Below are 20,939 nucleotides of genomic sequence, written 5' to 3'. Positions count from 1 at the left end.
GCCCGTGTAGTTGTCGCCCCAGCGGGCCCAGTTGACGCCCTGGAACTGGCTGGTCGCCGCGGACGCCGACGGCGTGTTGGCGACCAGCGCGACGGGAACCACCGCGATCGCGGCGGCGACGCCGGCGAGTGCCGCGGCGACGCGGCCCCGAACGGAGAAGCGTGCCATGTGCCGTCCCTTCTGGGGGTACTGAGCGGTGGCGGTGCGGCGTGCGGGGGCACCTCGCTGGCTCGTCGGACGCTGCTGCGGGGCCAGGTGGTCGTCGAGATCGGTGCGGTGGACCGCAGCCGATCTCGACGACCAACACCCCGCCGGTGAGGGCTCAGGTGCGCAGGCTCCATTGCTGGTTGGAGCCGCCGTGGCAGGACCACAGGTGGATCTTCGTGCCGTTGGCCGTCGCGGCGCCGATCGCGTCGAGGCACAGTCCGGACTGCACACCGGTGACGGTGCCGTTGGGGTTGACGTTCCATTGCTGGTTGGCCTGACCGTTGCAGTCCCAGATGACGACGGTCGTGCCGTTGCTCGTGCCCTGGCCACTGGCGTCCAGGCACTTGCCGCCGTACACCTGCAACTGCCTGCCGGAGGTGTAGGTCCAACGCTGGTTCGTGCCGCCGTGGCAGTCCCACAGCTGCGGCTGCGTGCCGTTCGCTGTGGTGGAGCCGGGCACGTCGATGCAGCGACCCGAACCTGCGCCCGCGATCATGACGTTCGACTGTCCCGTCGGCTGGCTGCTGTTCGACGCGGACGGGCTCGACGGCGGCGGGCTCGACGGCGGGGTGCCGCCGAACTGGGTGAAGAACTTCCACACCTCGGGCTTGACCCAGCTCCGCGCGCCGCTTTCGCAGCCGGCGCAGCCGTCGACCGGGCCCTGCTGGTGGCCGCCGTCGAACGGGGCCCAGACCACCGGGTATCCGGCGCGGCAGCCCGAGTAGGTGGTCACGATGTGGGTGCGGCTGCCCGACGCCGGCTCGGGAGCGTTCTGCGGGGTGCAGCCGTTGTTCCTGACGAAGGTGTCGCGCAGCGCCCGGCCGTTCTGGATGCCGTCGTTGACGCCGTGAATACCCATGTACGCGACGGCCTGGGTGCCTCCGCTGCATCCACTGATCGCACCGGGGGCCGCGATGGCCGCCACGGCGCGGAAGACGTTGGGCCGGGCACAGGCCAGCGCGTAGCTCATGGCGCCGCCGTAGCTGAAACCGACCGAGAACAGCTGCGTGGTGTCGACGCAAAGGTCGTTCTCGATCAGCCCGATGATGTCGTCGATGAAGGCCACGTCGCGGCCGTTGGAGTTGGCCCAGCCGTTGCTGATGCCCTGCGGCGCGACGAAGATCGTCGTGTGGCTGGTGTCCTGCGACAGCATGCCGTAGTACGCCCAGGCGTACCCGTCGCTACCACCGCCGGCGACCTGGTCGGCGGTGCCGCCCAGCCAGTGCAGCCCGAAGGCCAGCCGGTGCGGGGAGTTCTTGTCGTACCCGTCGGGGACTCTCAGGATGAAGTTGCGGGTCTGGCCGCCGCTCTGGATCGTGCGGGCTCCGCTGGTCAACGTCGGGTTCTTCCCGCAGCCCGGGGTCGTCGCGGCGAACGCCGGCTGCGTGCTGGTGACGACAGCGACACCGGCGGCGACCAGAGCCACGGCGGCAGCCGCCGATCCCAGCCAGCGCAGCACGGACCGTTGCGTCGGGCCTTGCCTGGCCCGGTCGAAGAGCGATTTCACGCGCGCGACTCCCATCATGATCAGGTCCGCTACCGCCACACGATGAGCAGGGCGGTTGTGGTCATTCCCGCGACAGTGGCGCCGGTCCACCGCTCGCACGGCGAAGCATGCCGGCAATCTCGGCGAACGTATTTCGTATGACGTCTAATGTCAATATTGAGCCTTGCCTATCAATGGATGGCTCACCTGATGCGTGGAAGTTTCACCGACGCCAGACCTGCGGCAGTGCGCTTCGACTGCATCGGGGTACCTGCCGTCCGCAGCGGTCCTGCACGTACGGCGCTGCGACGGCCTCGGCAACACCCCGCGGTAGGGCCCGGCGTTCCGAGGCGCAGACCTGACGGCAAGCCCAGCGAATCAGCATGGCGCGGCGGCAGTACCGTTCGGTCCATGATCCTTCCCCCGCCACGTCCTTTGCGTGCTCCGCCGAGGCGCTGCCCAGGCGACGACTTCTGCTACGACCGTTCGGAATCCGGAGGCTGAGCCAGTGGGCCACAGCATCACCGCGTTGATCGTGACCGGGGAGCCCGATCGGGCGGCCGCGGCCGAGTGGGGAGTCGAGCCGGTGCCGCTGGGCGAGGGGCGGTGGCTGGTGCCGATCACGCACTATTTCACGGCGTACCGGCAGGCGCGGCTGGGCGAGACGGAAGCGCTCGACGTGCCGGCGAGCTTCCCCGCCGTCTTCCCGCGCGAAGGAGTCGTCCTGCGCCTCGCCGCCGCCTTGACCGCGAACCCGTTCGCGCTCGTCATGACGGACTACTCGGGTGGCACGGGCGACCAGTGGGCATGTGTGTTCGCCGACGGGCGGCGGGTCGACGGCATCGAGCGGATCAACGCGGCGCTGCGGGAGCTCGGGGTCGAGCGCCGGGGTGAGCTCGACGAGTTCGACACCGTCGGGCTGGGTGCGCACCGGCATCCGCCCGACGGGCTCGACCGCTATGAGGCGCTCTGCGACGAGCTCGGCGTCTGACCGAGGCGGCCGCGAGCCACGGCGGCCGACGAGTGGCCGACTTCCACTCCGGCAAGTTCGGCAGCATCCCACGCCACACCCGCCTGCCCGCGGGTGCATGGGCAGCAGATGCCGGTCCAGAAGCCAGGGCCGGATTCCCGACCCCTACGTGATGCTGTGGGCGCAAGGCGGATATGGCTTGAACGACGTACTCCTCGTCGCCGACGGCCTGAAGCTGTCATCGCGCTGACCACCAGCGGCCCGGGTCGCCGCGAACCGGTGGCCGAGCGACCGTCCGACAGTCCCGTGCGGGCCAGGGCGGACACTCCGGAGCAGGTCGCGACCGGCCGCGCCCCACGCGTGTGCTTGCGCAGCGCGTGGCGGATACGATCCGGCAGCGGCGCCTCCACCGGTGCCCAGCCTGCATTGATCACGGTGTTCGCGGACTCAAGCACCGGCAGGTCCCGCGACGCAGACATCGCGTGCCCGGCCGATGTCGCACGCTGACGTGCTCAAGATGGACCCAGGCACCCGCTGGCCGCGCCGCGACGTCCACGAGCCCTGTCGGGCCGGCCAGCCGCCGGCTCAGCCAGCCATCGCCGCCCTTGTCTCGGTCAGCGCCCGGTTCAGCACGGTGAGCAGTGCGTTGCGGACCGACTGCGGTTGACGCGCGTCGAACGTGATCAGCGGGGTGTTGTCGCTGATCGCGAGTGCCCACCGTACGTCGTCCAGGTCGTGCGACAGATGTCCGTCGAACAGGTTCACCGCGACGGCGAACGGGATGCCCGCCTGCTCGAAGTAGTCCACCGAGGGGTAACAGTCGTCCAGCCGGCGGGTGTCCACGATGACCAGCGCACCGAGCGCGCCGGTCGCCAGGTCGTTCCACATGAAGCCGAACCGGTCCTGCCCGGGCGTACCGAACAGGTAGAGCTTGATCTCCTCGTCGATGGTGATGCAGCCGAAGTCCAGCGCGACCGTCGTGGTGACCTTGTCCGGGACGTGGCCGGTGCGGTCGATCGCGGCGGCGACCTCAGTCATCGCCGCCTCGGTGGTCAGCACCGGTATCTCCGAAATGCTGGACACCGCCGTGGTCTTGCCGACCCCGAAGCCGCCCGCGATGACGATCTTCACCGGCAACGGCGGCCGCCGACCGGCGGGAGTGACGTCGACCGTCTGCGCGGGGAGCACGCGGCCCCCGGGCATGTCAGTGGATGCCTTGAAGTCCACGGATGACCCTCTCGATGATGGCGGCGTTGTGATGAAGGCCGCTGTCCGGGCGACGGGCGGCCAGGTGTCCGCAGGCGACCAGGTCGCCGACGAGGACCCTGGCCACTCCGAGGTGCAGGTTGAGACGGGCGGCGACCTCGGCGACCGCCAGCGGCTCTCGGCACAGGAGGACGATCTCGCGCTGCTCGTACCGGTAGCGCGCCAGAGCGTCCTCACCTGCGGATGTGGTGAGCACCTGCGCCTCGATCTCCAGCCCGGCGTCGGGTCGCGCCCGTCCCCCGGTGAGCAGGTACGGGCGGACCTCCGAGGTAACCGGCCGGGACGGATCGGAATACGGCGGGGGCTGCCCGAGTGGCGTGCTGGGCACACCGCCGATGAACGGCCGCGCCATTGGGGCCGGTCGGTCAGGGGTGGAGTCGTCGGGGAGCATCGTCATGAACCGAGGTTGATCTTCAGCTCCTCGATGAGGCCCGGCGTGAGCACCGCACCGGCGCGGTTGGCGAACATGACCATCTCGTACGCGAGTTGGCCGAGGTTGGCCGACTTGGCCGCGAGCACGCCAAGCACCGCGCCCAAGCTGATGGCACTGACCAGCAGGTAACCGCGGTCCAGATCGATAATCACCTTGTGCGGGACGCCCAGGTCGTACACCTGCGAGGCGCCGTTGGCCAGACTGATGATCGCCGAGGTGATCGCCGCCAGCCGGTCGGCGTCGGCCCGGTCAAGCGAATTGGTCATCGCGATGAGCAACCCGTCCGACGAGACCGCGATCACGTCGGCTACGAGCGGCGTGTTGGCGGCGAACTGGTTGAGCAGCCAGTTGAACTGCTGTGCCTCCGTACTGACGCGCTGAATCGGAACTGTCATCGCTGCTTCTTCCAGTCGTGTGGGTCGAATTCATTGAGGCTCTGGGCGGCACGGGCGAGTCCTTCAACGAAACCGTTCAGGGCGTTCCGTTCGGATTCGGGATCCCGGTAGGAGGCGGTGGGACTGACGGTCGCCGGAGTCCCTCTCGGCGTGCCGACCGGGGGGTTCGTCCGTGCCGACGCATGGAGGTGCGCACCCGGGGTGCGCCGGCTGAGGCCATGGCGGCCCGTGCCCGGTTCCGCAGCACGATCGGCTTTCACGGATCGCGGCGCGGTGGGGTGGGACTCCGGGGTGACCGCAGGTGCCCCGTGTGCCGGCTGGTGCCGGTCCATCCGTGGCGGAGTGGGTGGCGCGGCGTGCCGGCCGCCGGCCGTGGCCCGCTCGACCCCTTGCGCGAACGCAGTCAGCTGGGCGGCTTCGGCTTCCGCGTTGCGGAACCCGGTCGGCGAGGGTCTTGCCGGCTGGGTCTGGAAGGACGACGCGAAGCTTCCCGGTGTGCGCCGGTTGAGGCCGTTCCGGGATTGAGCAGGGGGCATACTGTTGACCTCGGCAGGTTGTGGGGCCGCGGTACGGGCCAGGACGGCCGGCGCCGATGCGGCTGCGGTGGCAGGGTGGGCGTACTCCTTCCGCTGTGCCTCCTCCGAGCCGGCAAACCAGGGGAACGAGTCACCCGCCTGTATCTGCCAAGTCGCCGTGGCCGGCCATGCGGCCGTCGAGACGGCTGCCGGGTGTGCGGGCGCGGGCAACTGGCGCGACACCGAGTACAGGCGCGACGGGATCAGGACCGTGGCCGTGACGCCTTGCCCGGCGGTCGGGTCCAGCCGCACGGTGAGGCCGTGCCGGCGAGCCAGCCGGCCCACCACGAAGAGCCCGAGCACTTCGGTGGGGGCTACGTCCAGCCGTGGCCGCTCCAGGATCCGGCGGTTCTCCTCCTGCATCCGCGCGGGTGGCATGCCGATACCGAAGTCCACGACGGTGATCCGGCACTCAGCGCCGAACTCGGCGCCGACCTCGACGAACGCTCCCGGCGGCGAGAACGCGGTCGCGTTCTCCAGCAGCTCCGCGAGCAGCAGTCGCAGGTCGGCGACGAGCTCCGCGCCGATCGTGATATCGCAGACCTCGCCCAGCCGGACCGCCTGGAAGCCCTCGATCTCCCCGGCGGCCGCCCGGATCACGGTGACCAGCTGGGTCGGTGTGACCAGTTCCTTGTCGCGGTTGCCGGAGACCACCAGCAGCGAGTCGGCGCTGCGCCGCAACCGGGTGGTCAAGTGGTCGAGCCGGTACAGCTTCTCCAGGACCAGCGCGTCCTGCTCGTTGCGCTCCATGTCGTCGATCAGGCTGAGCTGCCGGGTCACCAGGCTCTGCGTACGGCGGGAGATGTTGGCGAACATGACAGCGACGTTCCGCTGCGTGCTGACCTGCCGCTCCAGCAGCAGCGCGGCGGTCGCCAGGACGCGGTTGATGGCCGCGGCCAGCTCGCCGATCTCGTGCTGGTCACGGAGGTTGACCGCGGCCAGCCGGGGCGGCTGGGACCCCGCCTCGTCGGCGTCGTTCACCCGTACCAGCTCGGCACTGGCGATGTCGGCGACCGTGGCGGCGGTGCGGGCCAGACGGTGCAGCGGCAATGCGATCGATCGGCTCACGTACACCGACAGGCCGATGAGGAGAACCAGCATGACGAAGGCACCGGACCCGACGCCCAGCGCCACGAGATCGGCGTCCGTCTCCCGGCGGTCCGCAGCATTGGCGATGTCCGTCGTGACCTGGTCCTTGACGACCTGGCGCAGCAGGTCGTAGGTGCTGGCAACGCTGAGTGTGGTCGCCACGTCCGCCGCGGAACCCGCAGTATCCGCGCCGCCCTGGAGGGCGGCGGTGATGCTCAGCCCGGACGCCCCTCGTTCCACGAAGTCGAGCAGCGAAGACTGCTGGCTGCTGGCGACCTGCCGGAACCGGTCGCGGTGCAACTGTTCGGCTGCCGCCGCGGAGGCGAGCAGGAGCGCGCCGGCGTCGCGATCCACGGCGGCGATCACCAGCCCGGCTGCGATGTCGCTGGCGGCCTGGTCGGCGCGCATCAACGCATCGAGCGTGGCGAGCTGGCGCTGCCCGACCGCGTCCGCACCGATACGGTTGGTCAGGTGCAGCGCGTCGAGCAGCGACTGTACGGCGTCTTGGTACGCCTCGTACACGGTGACGGGGTCGATGCTGCGGGACAGCACCAGCCGCCTGAGCTCGCCCAGTTCGCCGACCCGGTCCAGGGCCCGGACCAGGTCGGCCTCGGACCCGTCTGCTCCATCGGTACCCTGTTCCGCGCCGGCGCTCCTCCCGACATCGGCGCGGACGCGCGTCATGCTGTCGTCGACCACCCACTGCTGGGTGAGGAGCACGGACCGGTCCGTCGATCCCAGCACCAGGTAGGCCAGCGCGACCACGCGCTCCTGCTGCACCTCCTGCACCAGACCGCCGACGTTACGAGTGAGCCGGGCAGCCCCCGCGGTGACCTCCGCGGCGCGCGCGTCGTCGACCCTCTCGACGGTGAAGGGAACAACCGTGCACACCAGCGCGAGCAGCGGCAGGAGCAGCAGCAGGTTGAGCTTCTGGCGGACCCCGAGGTTACTCAGCACCGTCGCGCTCCCGCGGCCCTGCCTGCACCGCTCGGCCCACGTGCACGAGCTCCTCAGCCCGAAGCAGGTCACGGGCGTCGATCATGCTGATCTGCGGTGCCTCCGGCTCGGCCTCGGTCTCGACCGTGGAGCTGTCGTCGTCGGCCGCGCGGAGGCGCCGGTCGGGGGCGAACAGCCACAGCAGAGCGATGGCGCCGACGAGCATGGCAGACGCACCGGCGATGATCAGTCGCTGTTGTTCGACCAGGTCGGTGTTGCGCTCCGCGAGCCGCATGTCGAGCTGGCTCCAGAGCGCGTCGGCCAGCGCGACGACCGCGGCGTTGACCCGGGCCGCGTTCTCGACCAGCTCCGCTGCCGTCACCGGTCTGTTGAGCTGGCGGACGAGCATCGGCGGGGCCAGCTTGTCGACGGCGCTCTGGAACTGGATGCCGACACCGAGTGCGTTGGCCACGCTCTGCTGGTCCTGAAGATCAGCACCGAATGTCGGGCGCTCGGTGTTCACGACGATCTTCTTCAGCCCGGTGGTGATGTCGGCCGCCGCCACAGCCACCTGGTACCGGGCCACGGCGATGGCCGCCGCGCGGTCGGCCGCGGTGTCCCCGCCCAGCGGCAGCACGCTGAGATCCGCGGCGCGGCCGGCGTTGAGCATCACCGTGGAGAGCCGCAGCAGCGCGACGTCCATGAGGTAGTGCGTAGCCGGTTCAACATCGAGGACGAGTTCGGACGTGTCGCCGATGTGCGTCGCGAGCTGTATCGCGAGGCTCACCACGTCACCGAAACTCTGGTAGGCGCCCGCCCCGGTGACCGGCCTGTCGATCAGCACGCCGATCCGCTGCTCGAGCTCGGACCAGTGGGTCCCGGTCTCCAACTCGGCACCGTGCGCGCTGTCGGCGGCCGTCACACCGGTCACCGCCGCTCGCAGCCCGCCGGCGTCGATCGGCCTGCCCTGCACGGCGGTGGACTGCGCCGCGGTCAGTGCCCCGATCAAGCCGATCAACGGCCGCAGGTAGACGACCCCGGCCCGTTGTGCGGCAATGGTGTCGCGTTTGCCGGACAGCTCAGACCACGAGCCGGCCACGCCGGCACCGAGTAGGGCGCCCATCATCATCACGGTGAGGACCGCCGCGGCGTTCCGCAGCGTCCGGCGAGCTGATGGTTTACTCATCGAGCCTTTCCCCTCTTGGGCGGGCACAACCGGTCTTGGGCGGGCACAACCGGCTTACTGAGTCTTCACCGCCGGGCGCGCGTCAGGCGCAGGGGCCGATCTGTCGCGATCGGTCAGGTCGTACGCAGCCTCTCCGTGCTCGGCCAGGTCCAGCCCCACGGCCTCGGCGCGATGGCCGACCCGGTTGCCCAGCAAGCGGTTCAGCACGCCGCTGATGATCAGGGTCAGCACGAGTGAGTACACGACGACGGCCGACACCGAGACCACCTGTCGGACCAACTGGTGATACCCGCCGCCGTAGAACAGTCCGACGGCGCCCGCGGCGTTGACGGACGTGGTCGCGAAGAGCCCGACGCCGACCGCACCGATGAGCCCTCCGCCCAGGTGCACGGCGACGACGTCGAGCGAGTCGTCCACCCTGAACCAGACCTTCATGCCGACCAGCAGATGGCACACGAAACCAGCGATCATGCCGATCGCGAGTGCGCCGACCGGGGCGACGTAGCCCGCTGCGGGGGTGATCGCGACCAGGCCGGCCACCACGCCGGAGGCGGCGCCCAGGCTCGTCGCCTTGCCGTAGCGGATCCGCTCCGTGACGGCCCACGCAATGAACCCGGCCGACGCGGCGACCATCGTGTTCACAGCGGCCGTGCCGGCAAGCTGGTTGGCGCCGTACGCGGAGCCACCGTTGAACCCGAGCCAGCCGAACCACAGCAGGGCCAGGCCGGTCATCACCATCGGGAGGTTGTGCGGGCGGGAAGGGCTGTCCGGCCAGCCGCGGCGACGGCCCAGCGCGATCGCCACGGCAAGCGCGGCCGCACCGGCGTTCGCGTGTACGACGCTGCCGCCGGCGAAGTCGAGTGCACCCCATTGCGCGGCCCAGCCCTGCGGGGTGAACAACCAATGCGCGATCGGCGCGTACACCACAACCGACCAGATCGCGATGAACGCGCAGAACGGGCCGAACCGCCAACGTTCCGCGGTGCTGCCGGTGATCAGTGCCGGTGTGACGGCGGCGAACATCAACTGGTAGAGGGCGAAGACCATGACCGGCAGGTGCGGCGCGACGCTCACCTCGCCCGTCGGGTCGTTGAGGCCCAGCCAGCGCAGGTCGCCGAAAAACTCGTTGCCGGGGGCGAAGGCGATCGTGAACCCGACAGTGATCCAGGTGATGGTCACGATCGCCAGCGTGGCGAAGTTCTGCATGATGATGCCGATGACGTTGGTGCTCCGGACCATGCCGCCGTAGAAGAAGGCAACGCCGGGCGTCATCAGCAGCACCAATGCGGCACTGGCCAGCACCCATGCAATGGTGCCGGACTCGGTGACACTGGGCATTCCGATTCCCTACCTTTCGACGCCTGGCACGCTGCGTGCCACAGCCACCATCGTGGTCCGACGCGGGCATTAAATCCGCCGTCCGGCCTTATCCAGTACGACAAGTTGGATGATCTTCGTGGGCCACCTCGGCGCCGAGCAGGCCGGTCAGCGACGGTGATCCCGAACTGCTGGGGGGCCGCCAGCCGCGCCCGGGATGCCAGACCCGCTTGATCTGGACCGAGGAGTACGAGCGCCGCGGCAGGACCAGTTCCACCCCGCCGGCGAGCAGCTCGTAGGCGATCGAGCGCAGCTGCGGCAGCGGACCCAGCTGTTCGACTGTGGTCGCGATGTCGATCGCCCGCCCCCGTTCGACGTACAGCTCCAACAGACGCTGGCCGGATCGGACTCGTGGCCGCTCCCTGTACAGCGTGAGCCGGTCCGGCACCGGGTGCGGCGGCGGTTCGGGAATCAGGGTGTACGCGATGGCCGCGCTGGAAACCCGCCGACTGGGCCAGTACACGACCTCGTTGGGCAGGCCGGCGGCGCCGTGATGAGCATCGGTCGGGCAACTGGCGAGGGGCTGCCCGACCAGCTCGTCGGGCAGTTCCTCCCAGTAGGGCCGCCCATGCGGGTCCACCCGGTAGGCGCCGACGACCTGAGTATCGGGCAGCCACGCGACCGGCAGCAGGTACGAGTCCGGCGCGGCGAGCAGGTGGTGCAGTTCAGGGGGGCGCTGGCCGAGCGCGGCGCCGTCCACCGCGGCACCGGGTCCGACCCGGACCCGCAGCAGGCTCCTCGCCCGCATCTCGCCGGCCAGGCGGACCCCGTCGAGCCGGCCGATCAGGAACAGACACGGACCCGGCACCCCATCGACGACGGAGCGCCCGGTTGGCCAGCGCGACGCGACGTACAGGTCGAACGCCTCGGCGTTGACCGGCGGCTGGTCCTGCAGCCAGTGCATCCGGTGCGGCACCCGGTGTCGGGCCGACGTTGTCAGGGTGGGGCGCCGCTGCGCCTCGGGCTCGGCGCGGTGCCGGCTGGTTGCCGCAGCGGCGTGCGCGAGCCACGCCTCGGCTTGGGCCAGCCGATCCGCCAGGTCGGCACGGAAATCAGCGGCGGCGGCCATCTCAGCCCGCAGCGCTTGAGCATCAACCGTGTCGACCTGGGCGGGCTGCTCGCCGTTGATGCGCTGCTCGAGACCGGCGAGTGCGTCGTCGTACTGGCCCCAGACGGTGAGGAGCACGGCGCGCAGCGAACTCGCCGTCGGCTGACCGGACAGCCCGCTGAGCGCGGCGAGGACCCGCCGGCAGCCGGCGACCAGATCCGGGTACCCGTCGTGGAGCGCGTCCAACGCGGCCCGGAGTCCGGGGTCGGCCGGCGGCGGCACCACTGGGACGGGCGTACGGTCCGCCGCAACTGTCGGGTCCGCCGGATCCGTCGGGTCGGCGGCGTCGCCTGGCGGCCACGGCGCGGCCGGGGGCGGCCCGGGCTCACCATACCCGGCGACGAGTTGGTCGATCAGATCGCGCAAGTCGGTGGTGTAGGACAACCACTGATCCAGCGACGCCACGGCCGCCGGGTCGCTGCCCTGGGCCGCGACCGCCCACTGCCGGGTGAGTGCCCGATCCGCGTTGAGGTATGCGGCGTAACCAGCGGCCAGCGGTGCCAGGTTGCGCAGCAGTGTGTGATCGGCGGCCGGCAGCGCTGACATCGCGCGAATGATCGCCCTGCGCAGCTGGCGCTCGCCGCGGTGCAGCAGGCGCCAGCGAGCTAGCAGGACGGTCCGGCCCGACGGGCTGGCCGCCGGGCCGGACGTCTCCGCGGACTGGAGCTGGTGCCGCAGCCGGACCTGGGCGCTGGACAGCTCCGCGGCGATCTCCATGGCCTGTTCCGGCACCTCGGCCGCCTGCTGCGGGCCGTCGGGCCGGGCCGCGACCCGGAGCAGGTCGCCGGATTCCCCGTCGTACCGCGCGTTGGTGAGCGCCTGATGAAACTCGGTCCACGCGTCAACCAGACCGAATGCGTCGTCCGGATGCATCCTGGACACCGCCGCCCGGTACCGGCGGTGGATCTGCGGCAAGTGATCGAACAACTCCTGAATCGCGCCGCCCAGCCGACCGATCGAATCAGCCGACGAAGGGTCACTCGGGAGCCCTGACCGCATCGCAGGTTCCTCCCCGGGTTCGCGACCGACCGGACGGCTCCCGCCTGGGACGGACGGTACAGCTGACGTAATGGCGGAACACTCAACCACGTCACACAGGTGATTTCCCACATCCGCAGCCTTCTGCTGGCGTGCGACAGCAGTTTGATGACGCATGCAGGTTTACGTTTTGCCTTTGCGGAAAACCCGTGTCGATCGCGGTGCGAGACACGCTACTTCGAGTCCGAGCCGTTGATCAAGACCCAATTCGCGGCCAGAGTGCGGCCGGCACCGCGGCCGTTAGCGTCAGCCCTGGCCACGTGGGTTTTCACCGCCGAAAATATCCGTACAGCGCCCCTCGCTCACCTTGGCATTTACCGGTGCAGGCAGATGAACCCCATCGCAGCCGCCGCTTGCACGGTCGCGTTCAAGGTGCGCCTGGAACATCGCCGGCAGCGGGTGGCCCGCTGGCCAGCACCGCTCCGCGCCGGCCGGGCGCGTTCGTGCAGCGTGATCGCCTGACCAGCTGATCCGCCGCCTCGTGGCCCCGGCAGAAGTTGTTCCGGGAGGTCAGGGTGTCCGCACAGTCGCCGCGAATACTCACGCACATCGGGCCGCGCCGCGGTCCCAGCAAAGGCTGTACAGCAACGATCTATCCCACACTGGCCATAATGGACCATCCGGATATCTCGCTCGTGGACCGCTCGCGCGCCGTTCTACCGGGCCACCCCGGCGAACCGCTCGGCCTGGATCGTCGACGCGTCATCGTCTGCGAAGGCCTCAAGGTGGTCGGGCTCGATGACGAAATCCTGTCCAAAAAAGGACGCTAACGGTGTGGTCGGCGAGGGTGCGCCGGTTTGAGCGCATCGCTGCCGGGGCTGGGGTCGCCCAATGCTGAATTAGCGGTATGTCGATGGGTCGTGGTTCGGGATCGGCCGAGCGCTACGGCCGGTCGGCGCGGCACGAGCGGCAGTCGACCGGTGTGGACCCACGTGCCATTGAGCGACCCGGCTTCGCCAAGGAAGACTTCACATCGACCGGTGGGCCGAAACCGTGACGTGCCCGCATGGGACGGTCAGTCCGCAGTGGAACCCCACGGTGGCGGACGGCGAACCGCGGGCGTGGACGACGACGCAGACGGCTCCACCGACGCGGACGGCTTCACGCTGGGCGAAGACCCGGCGGACGGCGACGCGGCACTGAGCGACGGCGAGGCGTCGGGCATCGTGAACGACTGCACCGTAAGCAGAGTGAGGAGGCCGCCGATCCGTTCGATCGGCGCCGATCTCGACCGGACCGGCGAGCTGAGGTCGTCAATTCCTCGGCAGTATGCAGCGGACAGGTTCCATGAGCAGCCTTCCGTCCGTCAGAGCACGGTACGGACGTGGAAGCTCGCGGAGGAACGCGGATTCGGTCTGGTGGGGGTGCCGACCAGTCCAAGACATCGACGTATATGCACATGGGCAACCTGGCTGCCGGCTCTACCGTGTGGAGACCCGGGCCAGGGTCACACATCAGGGGGAACCATGGGGGATGTCGCCGTACGGCTGCTGAGCAGTCTGACGTTCTGGACCGGCCTGCTGCTGGGTCTGCCGACCGGTGCCGCGTACCAGCGGATGCGCAGTTCTTGGAACGCGCACAAGACCACCAAGGCGTTGGTGCCGGGCCTGGCCAAGGCGCGATGGGGGGCCATGCGCAAGTTCCTCGTGCTGGCAGCCGTGGTGGCGGCGGGTGTGCTGTTCTCGCTGTCGTGGATCGCCGGGCAGAACGCCGGCGGCGGTCGTGCCCCGGTGCCCGCGTCGGTGTCGACGCCGAGCCCCAGCCCGCGCTGACTCCTCGTGTCTGCAGCCAGGGCGGTGACCGGCAGAAGCCCGGCACGATCCGGGGCATCGGGGCGGGCCGGATCCGGCGCCCGCACCAGCCCCGCCTGAGCTGCGGTCCGGCCCGTCGCTCCTTCTTGAACGCAACAACCACCCCACGGCTCACCCTCACCCGGCACAGCAGCCACGTCACAGACCACGACCGGCGCGCCGGGCCTCGGCCGCGGCCGCCACCCCGGCATCAGGTGCTTATACCTTCCCGGGCGGGGCAGGTCGCATCTCGACCGGTGCACGGCCGAGCCCCGGCACGGACCCGGCCACAGGGTGAGTCTCTCGGAAGGTGGGCCTTGACGTGGGGGCTTTTTGGGATGCGCTGGCAGCCGGCGTCGATCGTCTGACGTTGGCCGGGTGGATTCAGATCATCTCAGCCGTAGGTGCGGTCGCCGCGGCGATTGCCGGCGTCTCGGCCGCTCGTTCGGGGCGCGGTGCGGCCCGGACCGCCGCCAGGCAGTTGCCGGAGTTGCAGAAGCAGGTCGAGATCAGTGCGGCTCAGTCGAGAGCCGCCGACGAGCAGGTCGTCCTCGCCCAGGAAGTCCTCAAAGCCGCGACGGCAGCGGTCCGGGAAGCGGCACGCGCCAGGACGGACGAGCGGGCTCCCCTCGTCATCGCGCTGTTCGAGGCGCCGCAATGGCCCCCATTGATCGATGCGACGCGTGACCGGATGCCGTACGGGGACGGACCGCGACTGCTGGACCAACATTCTCTGGCGCAGGCCGAACCAGCCTCACCGGCGCGCCTCTTCGCACGAAATGGAGAGCGGACACAGCTCATGTGGTTCCAGACCCGGGGCGTACTGATCAACGAGGGCGCGACCACAGCACGGGTACGGCTCGACGACGAGGCCCAGTTCGTGGAGGCGACCGCCGCGAGGAGGGAGCGCCTCTTGCGGCCGGGAGAGGTAGCCCCGTTCGAATGGGCGGCGGGTCACACGATTGCGGAGTGGGCGGTCGCCCGCGAGCAACCCGATCCGCCCAACCCGCTCGGCGCCTGCTTCTTGACGATCACCGTGTTCGACTCGTTCGAGTACGGCATCTTCGACCACATCTACGTCGTCATGAGCGGCCGGCCGATCGTCCCGGTGGATGACACGTTCGACGAGGTGAGGCTCGCTTCCCGGGAGGCCGAGGCGGAAATGGAAATCACGGTCTTCCCTACCCGGCGCACGTACCGCTCCGACGGCGTGCGAAGGGATCCCCTCCCCTGGGACGGCACGTACGCGGCATGGTGGAGGGCGAACGGACGGCGCGCCCCAGCACCGAAGGCGCCGTCGCACTGACGGCAGCACGGGCGACCGGAGCAGGGCGTTGGTGGTGATGACGGCGCCGGACACCTCGCTGAGGTCGACCTGCGCATCGGTGATCGTGGTGTCGGCGGTGAGCACCGCGCCGCACTGCACGGGCGGCGAAGCAGCGGCCGCGGGTGCCGGGAGCAGCAGCATGACGGTGCTCGAGGCCAAGACGAGGGCCGCGGGCCGTAGCCGCCGCCGATCAAGCCATGATCCACGTGTTGCGTCGGAAGTGCCGTCAGGTGTCTCTTGGCGCACATGAACGCCTCCTGGGTCCAGCAACCGACGATCGCGGGGAACCGCAGTCCGCCGGTCGTTGCGTTTTCGCTTCGAGTACTGGTGCGTCCGCGCACCGCTCAGCGGCAGACGACACCGAGGCAGCCGAGCGGGTCCGCGACGGAGACGTTGCCGCCGCCGTCGATCACGGTGCCGGGGACGGCGAAGATTCCGTAGCGGGCGTTGCGCCGGGTGACGTTGTGCGCGACCCGGATCGTGCCTCCGGCCGGCACCGCGACGTGCAGCCCGTCGGCCACGGGGTTGCCGAGGTGGTCGGTCCGTCCGGCGGCGGCGAAGCCGTTGTGCACGAACTGGTTGTGGTCGATCACGACGCTGCCGCCGGATTGCACGCCGGGCGTGTCGAACAGCACGCCGGCCGCCGCGTTGTCGCGGAACACGTTGTGCGACACGGTGGTGCCGTCGACGAGGTCCACCAGCGGCGGCTCCAGCAGGACGCCGATCGTGTTGCCGGTGAAGGTATTGCCGATCACCTGCGTTCCGGTCGCGGTCGCGCCGAGGAGCACACCGGGGTCGGCCGCCGCGATCAGGTTGTGCCGCACCGCTGTGCGGGCGCAGAGGACGATGAACACCGGTGACCGCGTCAGCGTGCTCGCCGCCACGACGCCGTCGCTGATCTCGCTGAAGTTGACGAACGAATCGGTCAGGACGCTGTGGGTGACGGCAGGATTGAAGCTGTCGACGAAGATCAACGGACTGTTGTCGATGCGCGAGCGGTCGACGACGATGTCAATGCTGCCGTCGGTGACGAGCCGTGCCGAGCGCAGCCTTCCGGTCTCGAACCGCGCCCGCTCGATGTCGCGCAGCCTGAGGCCGTCACTGCCGGCCTGCGTCAGCGTCAGCCTGGTGAGGGTGATGTCCTGGGCGGTGTCGATGAGGACGTCGGTCGCGAATGCGGTCACGGTGCCGTTGCGGACCCGCACGGAGTGGTGCCCGATGATCGTGATGCCGGTCCCGGTGCCCGATCCACGGATGGTGTGGCCCCGCAGGTCGACGGTGATGCCGTCGGCGGCGACGGTGAGCGCGTCGCTGGGGCAGGTGAGATCGGCGCGCAGTGCGGTGTCGGTGGTCAGCACCGCGCCGCACTGCACCGGCGGCGGTCCCGCGGCGGCCGGTGCGGCCGGTGCGGTCAGTGCGACCGTCATGACGAACGCCGCTGCTACCGTTGCCGGCGCACGGAGCCGGCGGAGCATGCCGGCGCTGGACGGTTCGGTGCAGGAACGCGCGTCTGCGGTGGGGTGATGGAGTCTCATGGCGTCTCCCGAGGCCGTTTCCGGACGCCACAACGCCGCGGGTTGGGCAGGCGTCCGGGCTGTTTCCGCAGGCTAACGCCGATCCGGCTGGCGATGGTGCCGCAGTGTCCATGACTCGACACGTTCTGTAACCCGCCGCAGGCGCAAGCGGCAAGGAGATTCCGATCGGTCCCCGCCGGTTGGTGCGGGTGATGTGGAGTGCTGCCATGCGCGGCACGGTCAAAGGTATGACGAGCGATCCGCGCGACGTCGTCCTTTGCGGCCCGGCGACGGCGGGATCGTGATCGCCACCGGACGCCCGGAGCACCGCCCAGTCCGGCCGGGCACGCGATCTCCATGTGGATGAGCCTGACGTCCTGGAGACCATTGTCGCGGACTGGACCGATGGCGCGGGTGGTTCATCGGGTGGTTGATGGTGACGACGGGTCAGGTGAAGGCCGGGCCTTGCCACGATCTCCTTTGTGCGAAGCAAGTACCCTGTCTCGGTCTGCCTGGGCCTCGTTGTCGCCGCGTTCGTCGCCGGGGCCGGTGGCTGTACGAATGCCGCCGAGCCGACGACTGTCGAGCGATCGGTGTCGCCATCCGCCGCGTCCCCAGCCCGCCCCACGACGCTCAGCGTCGTCGCAGCGGGGGACCTGTTCGTGCCGCCTGACCTGACCGCGCAGGCCGCCGCTGACGCACGCGCAGCAGGCAAGCCTGGCCACGACTTCACACAGATTCTCGCTGCGGTCGCCCCGACCATTCGGCCGGCTGATCTCGCGGTCTGTCATGTGGAACAACCGCTCGCCCCACCAGAGGGCCCGTTCACCGGGTATCCGACCTTCAGCGCGCCCCCGCAGCTGGTCGACGCCGCGGCCGGTGCCGGCTTCGACACCTGCTCCACCGCCTCGAACCATACGCTGGACTACGGCGAGGAAGGCGTACGGCGCACGCTGGACAACCTCGACCGGGTGGGACTGCACCACAGCGGATCGGCGCGCTCCGAGGCGGAAGCCGCCAGGCCCAACGTCTTCAGCGTACGCGGCGTGAAGGTCGCGCAGCTGGCGTACACGTTCAGCTTCAACGGCATCAAACGGCCGCCGGACAAGCCGTGGATCGCCAACCCCATCGACGTCCCGAAGATCCTCCAGGAGGCGCACGCGGCCAAACAGGCCGGCGCGGAGATCGTCATCCTGTCCATGCATTGGGGGTGGACCGAATACCAGAACGCGCCGGACTCCGACCAGATCAACCAGGCCACGCGGCTGCTCGCCAGCCCTGACGTCGACCTGATCATCGGCATGCACGTCCACGTCGTGCAGCCGCTCGAGAAGATCGGCGACAAGTGGGTCGCGTACGGCTTGGGCAACCTCTTGTGCCGATTCTCGGACGGCGCGCCAGAGAACACCCAGGACTCGGTCGTGCCCCGGTTCACGTTCACCGAAGTCGCCCCCGGAACCTGGCGGGTCACCGACGTCGCGGTACACCCCATGTTCATGGCATACCACCCGCAGGCCCGCTTGGTCGACGTCGCGGCAGCGGCCAACGGCGTCGCGCCCGGCACCGGCTACGCCCGCGTCCTGCAGCGCATCTCCGGCTCCGTGAACATGCGCGGCGCCGTGGCGGCAGGGCTACGGATGGTGGGCCCGACCGGCCACTGAACCGCGAGGCTTCCTCCGGCGACGTTGCCGCTGCGCGTGTCCTCGGAGCGAGGCGCACTGGGATGCGCCCGTGACGCCACCCGTCGCGCCGCAGCACGCAAAGCCAATCGGTCCGCCGATCGGTGAACCCCGACCAGCCGCGACACCGCCGCCGACTGGTACCGCGAGTTGCGGGCCCGCAGGTTCTGGTTCGTCACCTTCCCGCAACTGCCGGCCCGTGGCGGCTCGGACGCTGCGGGGAGTCCGGGTATCAATGCAGCATGATGCGCCCATCGTCGACGACAACGCGGCCGTCGCGCCAGACCTGACGGATCGGGCCGAGCCGCTTCGTCGCGCCGGTGAGTTTGCCGGACAGCACAACCAGATCCGCCCGCATGCCGGTCGCCAGGCTGCCGACCTCGTCCGCGATACCCAGCGCCTGCGCGGCGCGCCAGGTGGCCAGACTGATCACCTCAGCCGCGTCGATGCCGAGCGCGTCGATGCCGCAGTGGACACTCTCGTCGAAGCGACGGAACGGGGTGAACCGCACGCCGGCATCACTCGCGACCGCGACCGGGACCCCGGCTTCGCGCAGCGTCCGGACCCAGGCGAAGTCTCGCGCCAGGTCCTCGTGGTTGGACATCGACAGGGCGGCAGCCCGCTCCGGGGAGTCGTCGCCAGCGTACTCGGGCAGCAGCAGCCGGTTGATGCCGGCGAACGTGACCACCGCCCAGGTGCCCCGGCGGGCCATCTCGGCCACGACGTCGGCGGCGACGTCCTCGGCGCCGTCGACGCCACGCCAGCCGCAGTGCTCGACGGTGTCGACACCGGCGGCCACGGCACGGCGGATGCTCTCGGTGTTGAGGGCATGTGCGGCGACCCGGCGGCCCAGGCGGTGCGCCTCGTCGACCACGACAGCCAGTTCGGCTTCGCTGTACTGCGGCAGTCGCGGGTTCGACCCGTGGGTCATGTTGCCGCCGCTGGCCATCACCTTCACCACGTCGACGCCGGCCGCACACAGCCGGCGGGTGACCCGGCGGACCTCATCGGGCGAGTCGGCGGTGTTGCCGCACCAGTAGAGATGCCCGCCCGTCACCGTGACCGGGGGGCCCGCGGCCAGGATGCGCGGCCCGGCCGCGACCCCGTTGTTGATGGCGTCACGCAACGTCAGCGTCAGCAGATCGCGATCGCCGCAGTCGCGCACGGTGGTGACGCCGCCCAGCAGGCACTCAGCCGCGCTGCGCGCGCCGGTCAGTGCGAGTTCGGCGTGCGTGCCCGCCTCGACCGCGGCCCGGGTCACCGTGTGGTCGGCGTCGCAGGTGAACAGCAGGTGCACGTGGGCATCGACGAACCCCGGGACCACCGTGTCGGCCGACGCGTCGACGACCGGGGCATCAACACTGCCGGCGATGGCCGCCCACGGCGCCACCCGCCCGATCCGCTCGCCGACGACCTCGATGGCCATGTCGTGCTGCGGTGGCTCGTCCAGCCCTGTCACCAGCGTCGCGCACCGAATCCACCGGGTGGTTGCCACGTCACGTCCTCCTCGGCCGTCGATGGTGCTAGTAGCCCGCCGCGACATCAACGCGTCCGAGCAGGTCCTGGCCCGCGAGCCAGCGGGTGATGTTGTCGGCCACCCGGACCGCGAACGCCTGCCGCAGCAGCGGCACCGGGTTGCCTGAATGCGGCGTGATGAGCACAGCCGGGTGGGTCCACAGTGGATGGCCGTCCGGCAACGGCTCAGGATCGGTGACGTCCAGCGCCGCTCCACCGATCGTGCCGGCGTCCAGTGCCCGCACCAGCGCATCGGTGTCGACCAGCTCGCCGCGGGCGACGTTCACCACCCACGAGGTGGGCCGCAGCGCACCCAGCTGGACGGCCCCGATCAGATGTCGGGTCTCGGGTGTAGCGGGTGCCGCGACCACGATGTGATCGGTCCGCGGCAACACCCCGTCCAGGTCGCCCACCGCGACGGTCTCGCTCGCGCCGTCGACCGCGCGCCCGCTGCGGTTGACCGCGATCGCCTCGGCACCCAAAGCCGCGAGCATCGGCACCAGCGCACGGCCGATGCCACCCGCGCCGACGATCGCGACCCGCGCACCGCGCAGCGTATGGGTGGCCGCCAGCAGCTCCTGGCGCCGCCAGCCCTGCTGGCGCGCGGCGAGACCCAGCCCGCGCACGCCGGCCAGGAGCAGCGCGAGCGCGTGCTCGGCCACGGTCTGCCCGTAGGCGCCCGCTGCCGAGGTCCACTGCCGATCGGGTGTCAGGATCCCGAGTTCGAACCATCGTTCGATGCCCGCGGACGGCAACTGCACCCAACGCACGCGCTCGGGCAGTTCTGCCGGAAAGGTCGACGGGTCAGCCGTCCATACCAACGCATCGCACTCGGCCAGGTCGACGATCACGCCACCGGCGCGGGTGACCGCCTCGACGAGTGCCGGGTTGGGGTCGGGTTGCACGCACACCCCGAGCTTCGGCATATGATCGCTCGCTCCTCGCAGGTGGTATGGAGTTCACATATATGAAAAAGATACTCTCTTGCGAACAGGATTCCCCGACTGTAAAGATCCCCTGTGAGAGTGTCAACGCATTGGGGGGGAAC

At 70.0% G+C, this 20,939-nt stretch carries 16 protein-coding genes; 5 read left to right on the top strand and 11 right to left on the bottom strand.

The window, feature by feature from the left end; genetic code table 11:
• Positions 1-322: 322 nt before the first annotated feature.
• Entirely contained in the window at positions 323-1,633 is a 1,311-nt protein-coding gene (locus AB0H83_RS32925; protein WP_360101863.1) for a ricin-type beta-trefoil lectin domain protein, read from the bottom strand.
• A gap of 568 nt (positions 1,634-2,201) precedes the next feature.
• Between AB0H83_RS32925 and AB0H83_RS32920 the strand changes: the two genes are divergently transcribed.
• Positions 2,202-2,684 carry a hypothetical protein gene (locus tag AB0H83_RS32920; protein WP_360101849.1) on the top strand — a complete coding sequence of 161 codons (483 nt, stop codon included), beginning with the start codon at positions 2,202-2,204 and terminating at the stop codon, positions 2,682-2,684.
• Positions 2,685-3,248: 564 nt separating this feature from the next.
• On the opposite strand, the gene AB0H83_RS32915 is transcribed toward AB0H83_RS32920, so the two are convergent.
• From AB0H83_RS32915 to AB0H83_RS32885, 7 genes are all read right to left on the bottom strand, one after another.
• Entirely contained in the window at positions 3,249-3,866 is a 618-nt protein-coding gene (locus AB0H83_RS32915; RefSeq protein ID WP_360101861.1) for an ATP/GTP-binding protein, read from the bottom strand.
• 1 nt (position 3,867) lies between these two features.
• Positions 3,868-4,326, bottom strand: a complete 459-nt coding sequence (locus AB0H83_RS32910) for a DUF742 domain-containing protein (protein ID WP_360101847.1) — start codon at positions 4,324-4,326, stop codon at positions 3,868-3,870.
• Positions 4,323-4,757, bottom strand: a complete 435-nt coding sequence (locus tag AB0H83_RS32905; RefSeq protein WP_360101845.1) for a roadblock/LC7 domain-containing protein — start codon at positions 4,755-4,757, stop codon at positions 4,323-4,325. Before AB0H83_RS32905 ends, AB0H83_RS32910 begins: the two co-directional genes overlap by 4 nt.
• Positions 4,754-7,378 (bottom strand): nitrate- and nitrite sensing domain-containing protein, encoded by a 2,625-nt coding sequence (locus AB0H83_RS32900; RefSeq protein WP_360101843.1) that lies wholly within the window; start codon positions 7,376-7,378, stop codon positions 4,754-4,756. Before AB0H83_RS32900 ends, AB0H83_RS32905 begins: the two co-directional genes overlap by 4 nt.
• A complete protein-coding gene (locus AB0H83_RS32895) occupies positions 7,368-8,543 on the bottom strand; it encodes a hypothetical protein (protein WP_360101841.1) in 1,176 nt (391 codons plus the stop codon). Before AB0H83_RS32895 ends, AB0H83_RS32900 begins: the two co-directional genes overlap by 11 nt.
• 54 nt (positions 8,544-8,597) lie before the next feature.
• The gene (locus tag AB0H83_RS32890; RefSeq protein WP_360101839.1) at positions 8,598-9,881 is read right to left on the bottom strand and encodes an ammonium transporter; all 1,284 of its coding nucleotides are present in this window, start codon (positions 9,879-9,881) and stop codon (positions 8,598-8,600) included.
• A gap of 88 nt (positions 9,882-9,969) precedes the next feature.
• Positions 9,970-11,901 (bottom strand): hypothetical protein, encoded by a 1,932-nt coding sequence (locus AB0H83_RS32885; RefSeq protein WP_360101837.1) that lies wholly within the window; start codon positions 11,899-11,901, stop codon positions 9,970-9,972.
• A gap of 776 nt (positions 11,902-12,677) precedes the next feature.
• On the opposite strand from AB0H83_RS32885, the gene AB0H83_RS32880 reads away from it, so the two are divergent.
• From AB0H83_RS32880 to AB0H83_RS32870, 3 genes are all read left to right on the top strand, one after another.
• Complete coding sequence (locus tag AB0H83_RS32880; RefSeq protein ID WP_360101835.1) at positions 12,678-12,836, top strand: hypothetical protein; 159 nt, start codon at positions 12,678-12,680, stop codon at positions 12,834-12,836.
• A 291-nt stretch (positions 12,837-13,127) separates the two neighbouring features.
• Positions 13,128-13,838 (top strand): hypothetical protein, encoded by a 711-nt coding sequence (locus AB0H83_RS32875; protein WP_360101833.1) that lies wholly within the window; start codon positions 13,128-13,130, stop codon positions 13,836-13,838.
• A 328-nt stretch (positions 13,839-14,166) separates the two neighbouring features.
• On the top strand, positions 14,167-15,162 hold the full coding sequence (locus tag AB0H83_RS32870; protein ID WP_360101831.1) for a hypothetical protein: 996 nt from the start codon (positions 14,167-14,169) through the stop codon (positions 15,160-15,162).
• Between the two features lie 365 nt (positions 15,163-15,527).
• Here AB0H83_RS32870 and AB0H83_RS32865 read toward each other — a convergent pair whose 3' ends face one another.
• Complete coding sequence (locus tag AB0H83_RS32865; RefSeq protein ID WP_360101829.1) at positions 15,528-16,610, bottom strand: right-handed parallel beta-helix repeat-containing protein; 1,083 nt, start codon at positions 16,608-16,610, stop codon at positions 15,528-15,530.
• A 680-nt stretch (positions 16,611-17,290) separates the two neighbouring features.
• Between AB0H83_RS32865 and AB0H83_RS32860 the strand changes: the two genes are divergently transcribed.
• Positions 17,291-18,358 (top strand): CapA family protein, encoded by a 1,068-nt coding sequence (locus AB0H83_RS32860; RefSeq protein ID WP_360101859.1) that lies wholly within the window; start codon positions 17,291-17,293, stop codon positions 18,356-18,358.
• A 250-nt stretch (positions 18,359-18,608) separates the two neighbouring features.
• On the opposite strand, the gene AB0H83_RS32855 is transcribed toward AB0H83_RS32860, so the two are convergent.
• Together AB0H83_RS32855 and AB0H83_RS32850 are read right to left on the bottom strand one after the other, a co-directional pair.
• Complete coding sequence (locus tag AB0H83_RS32855; RefSeq protein ID WP_360101857.1) at positions 18,609-19,919, bottom strand: amidohydrolase family protein; 1,311 nt, start codon at positions 19,917-19,919, stop codon at positions 18,609-18,611.
• Entirely contained in the window at positions 19,900-20,742 is an 843-nt protein-coding gene (locus AB0H83_RS32850; RefSeq protein WP_360101828.1) for a D-isomer specific 2-hydroxyacid dehydrogenase family protein, read from the bottom strand. Before AB0H83_RS32850 ends, AB0H83_RS32855 begins: the two co-directional genes overlap by 20 nt.
• Positions 20,743-20,939: the final 197 nt, after the last annotated feature.

The sequence above is a fragment of the Dactylosporangium sp. NPDC050688 genome, assembly GCF_040654515.1.
GTDB lineage: Bacteria > Actinomycetota > Actinomycetes > Mycobacteriales > Micromonosporaceae > Dactylosporangium.
The sequence above is the reverse complement of the archived record's forward strand: the minus strand, read 5'-3'. Positions and strand labels throughout refer to the sequence as shown.

Coding starts and splice junctions, on each gene's coding strand:
- AB0H83_RS32905 (WP_360101845.1), bottom strand. CDS start 4,757: ATGACAGTTCCGATTCAGCGCGTCAGTACGGAGGCACAGCAGTTCAAC.
- AB0H83_RS32895 (WP_360101841.1), bottom strand. CDS start 8,543: ATGAGTAAACCATCAGCTCGCCGGACGCTGCGGAACGCCGCGGCGGTC.
- AB0H83_RS32880 (WP_360101835.1), top strand. CDS start 12,678: ATGGACCATCCGGATATCTCGCTCGTGGACCGCTCGCGCGCCGTTCTA.
- AB0H83_RS32910 (WP_360101847.1), bottom strand. CDS start 4,326: ATGACGATGCTCCCCGACGACTCCACCCCTGACCGACCGGCCCCAATG.
- AB0H83_RS32885 (WP_360101837.1), bottom strand. CDS start 11,901: ATGCATCCGGACGACGCATTCGGTCTGGTTGACGCGTGGACCGAGTTT.
- AB0H83_RS32865 (WP_360101829.1), bottom strand. CDS start 16,610: ATGACGGTCGCACTGACCGCACCGGCCGCACCGGCCGCCGCGGGACCG.
- AB0H83_RS32915 (WP_360101861.1), bottom strand. CDS start 3,866: ATGCCCGGGGGCCGCGTGCTCCCCGCGCAGACGGTCGACGTCACTCCC.
- AB0H83_RS32855 (WP_360101857.1), bottom strand. CDS start 19,919: ATGTCGCGGCGGGCTACTAGCACCATCGACGGCCGAGGAGGACGTGAC.
- AB0H83_RS32890 (WP_360101839.1), bottom strand. CDS start 9,881: ATGCCCAGTGTCACCGAGTCCGGCACCATTGCATGGGTGCTGGCCAGT.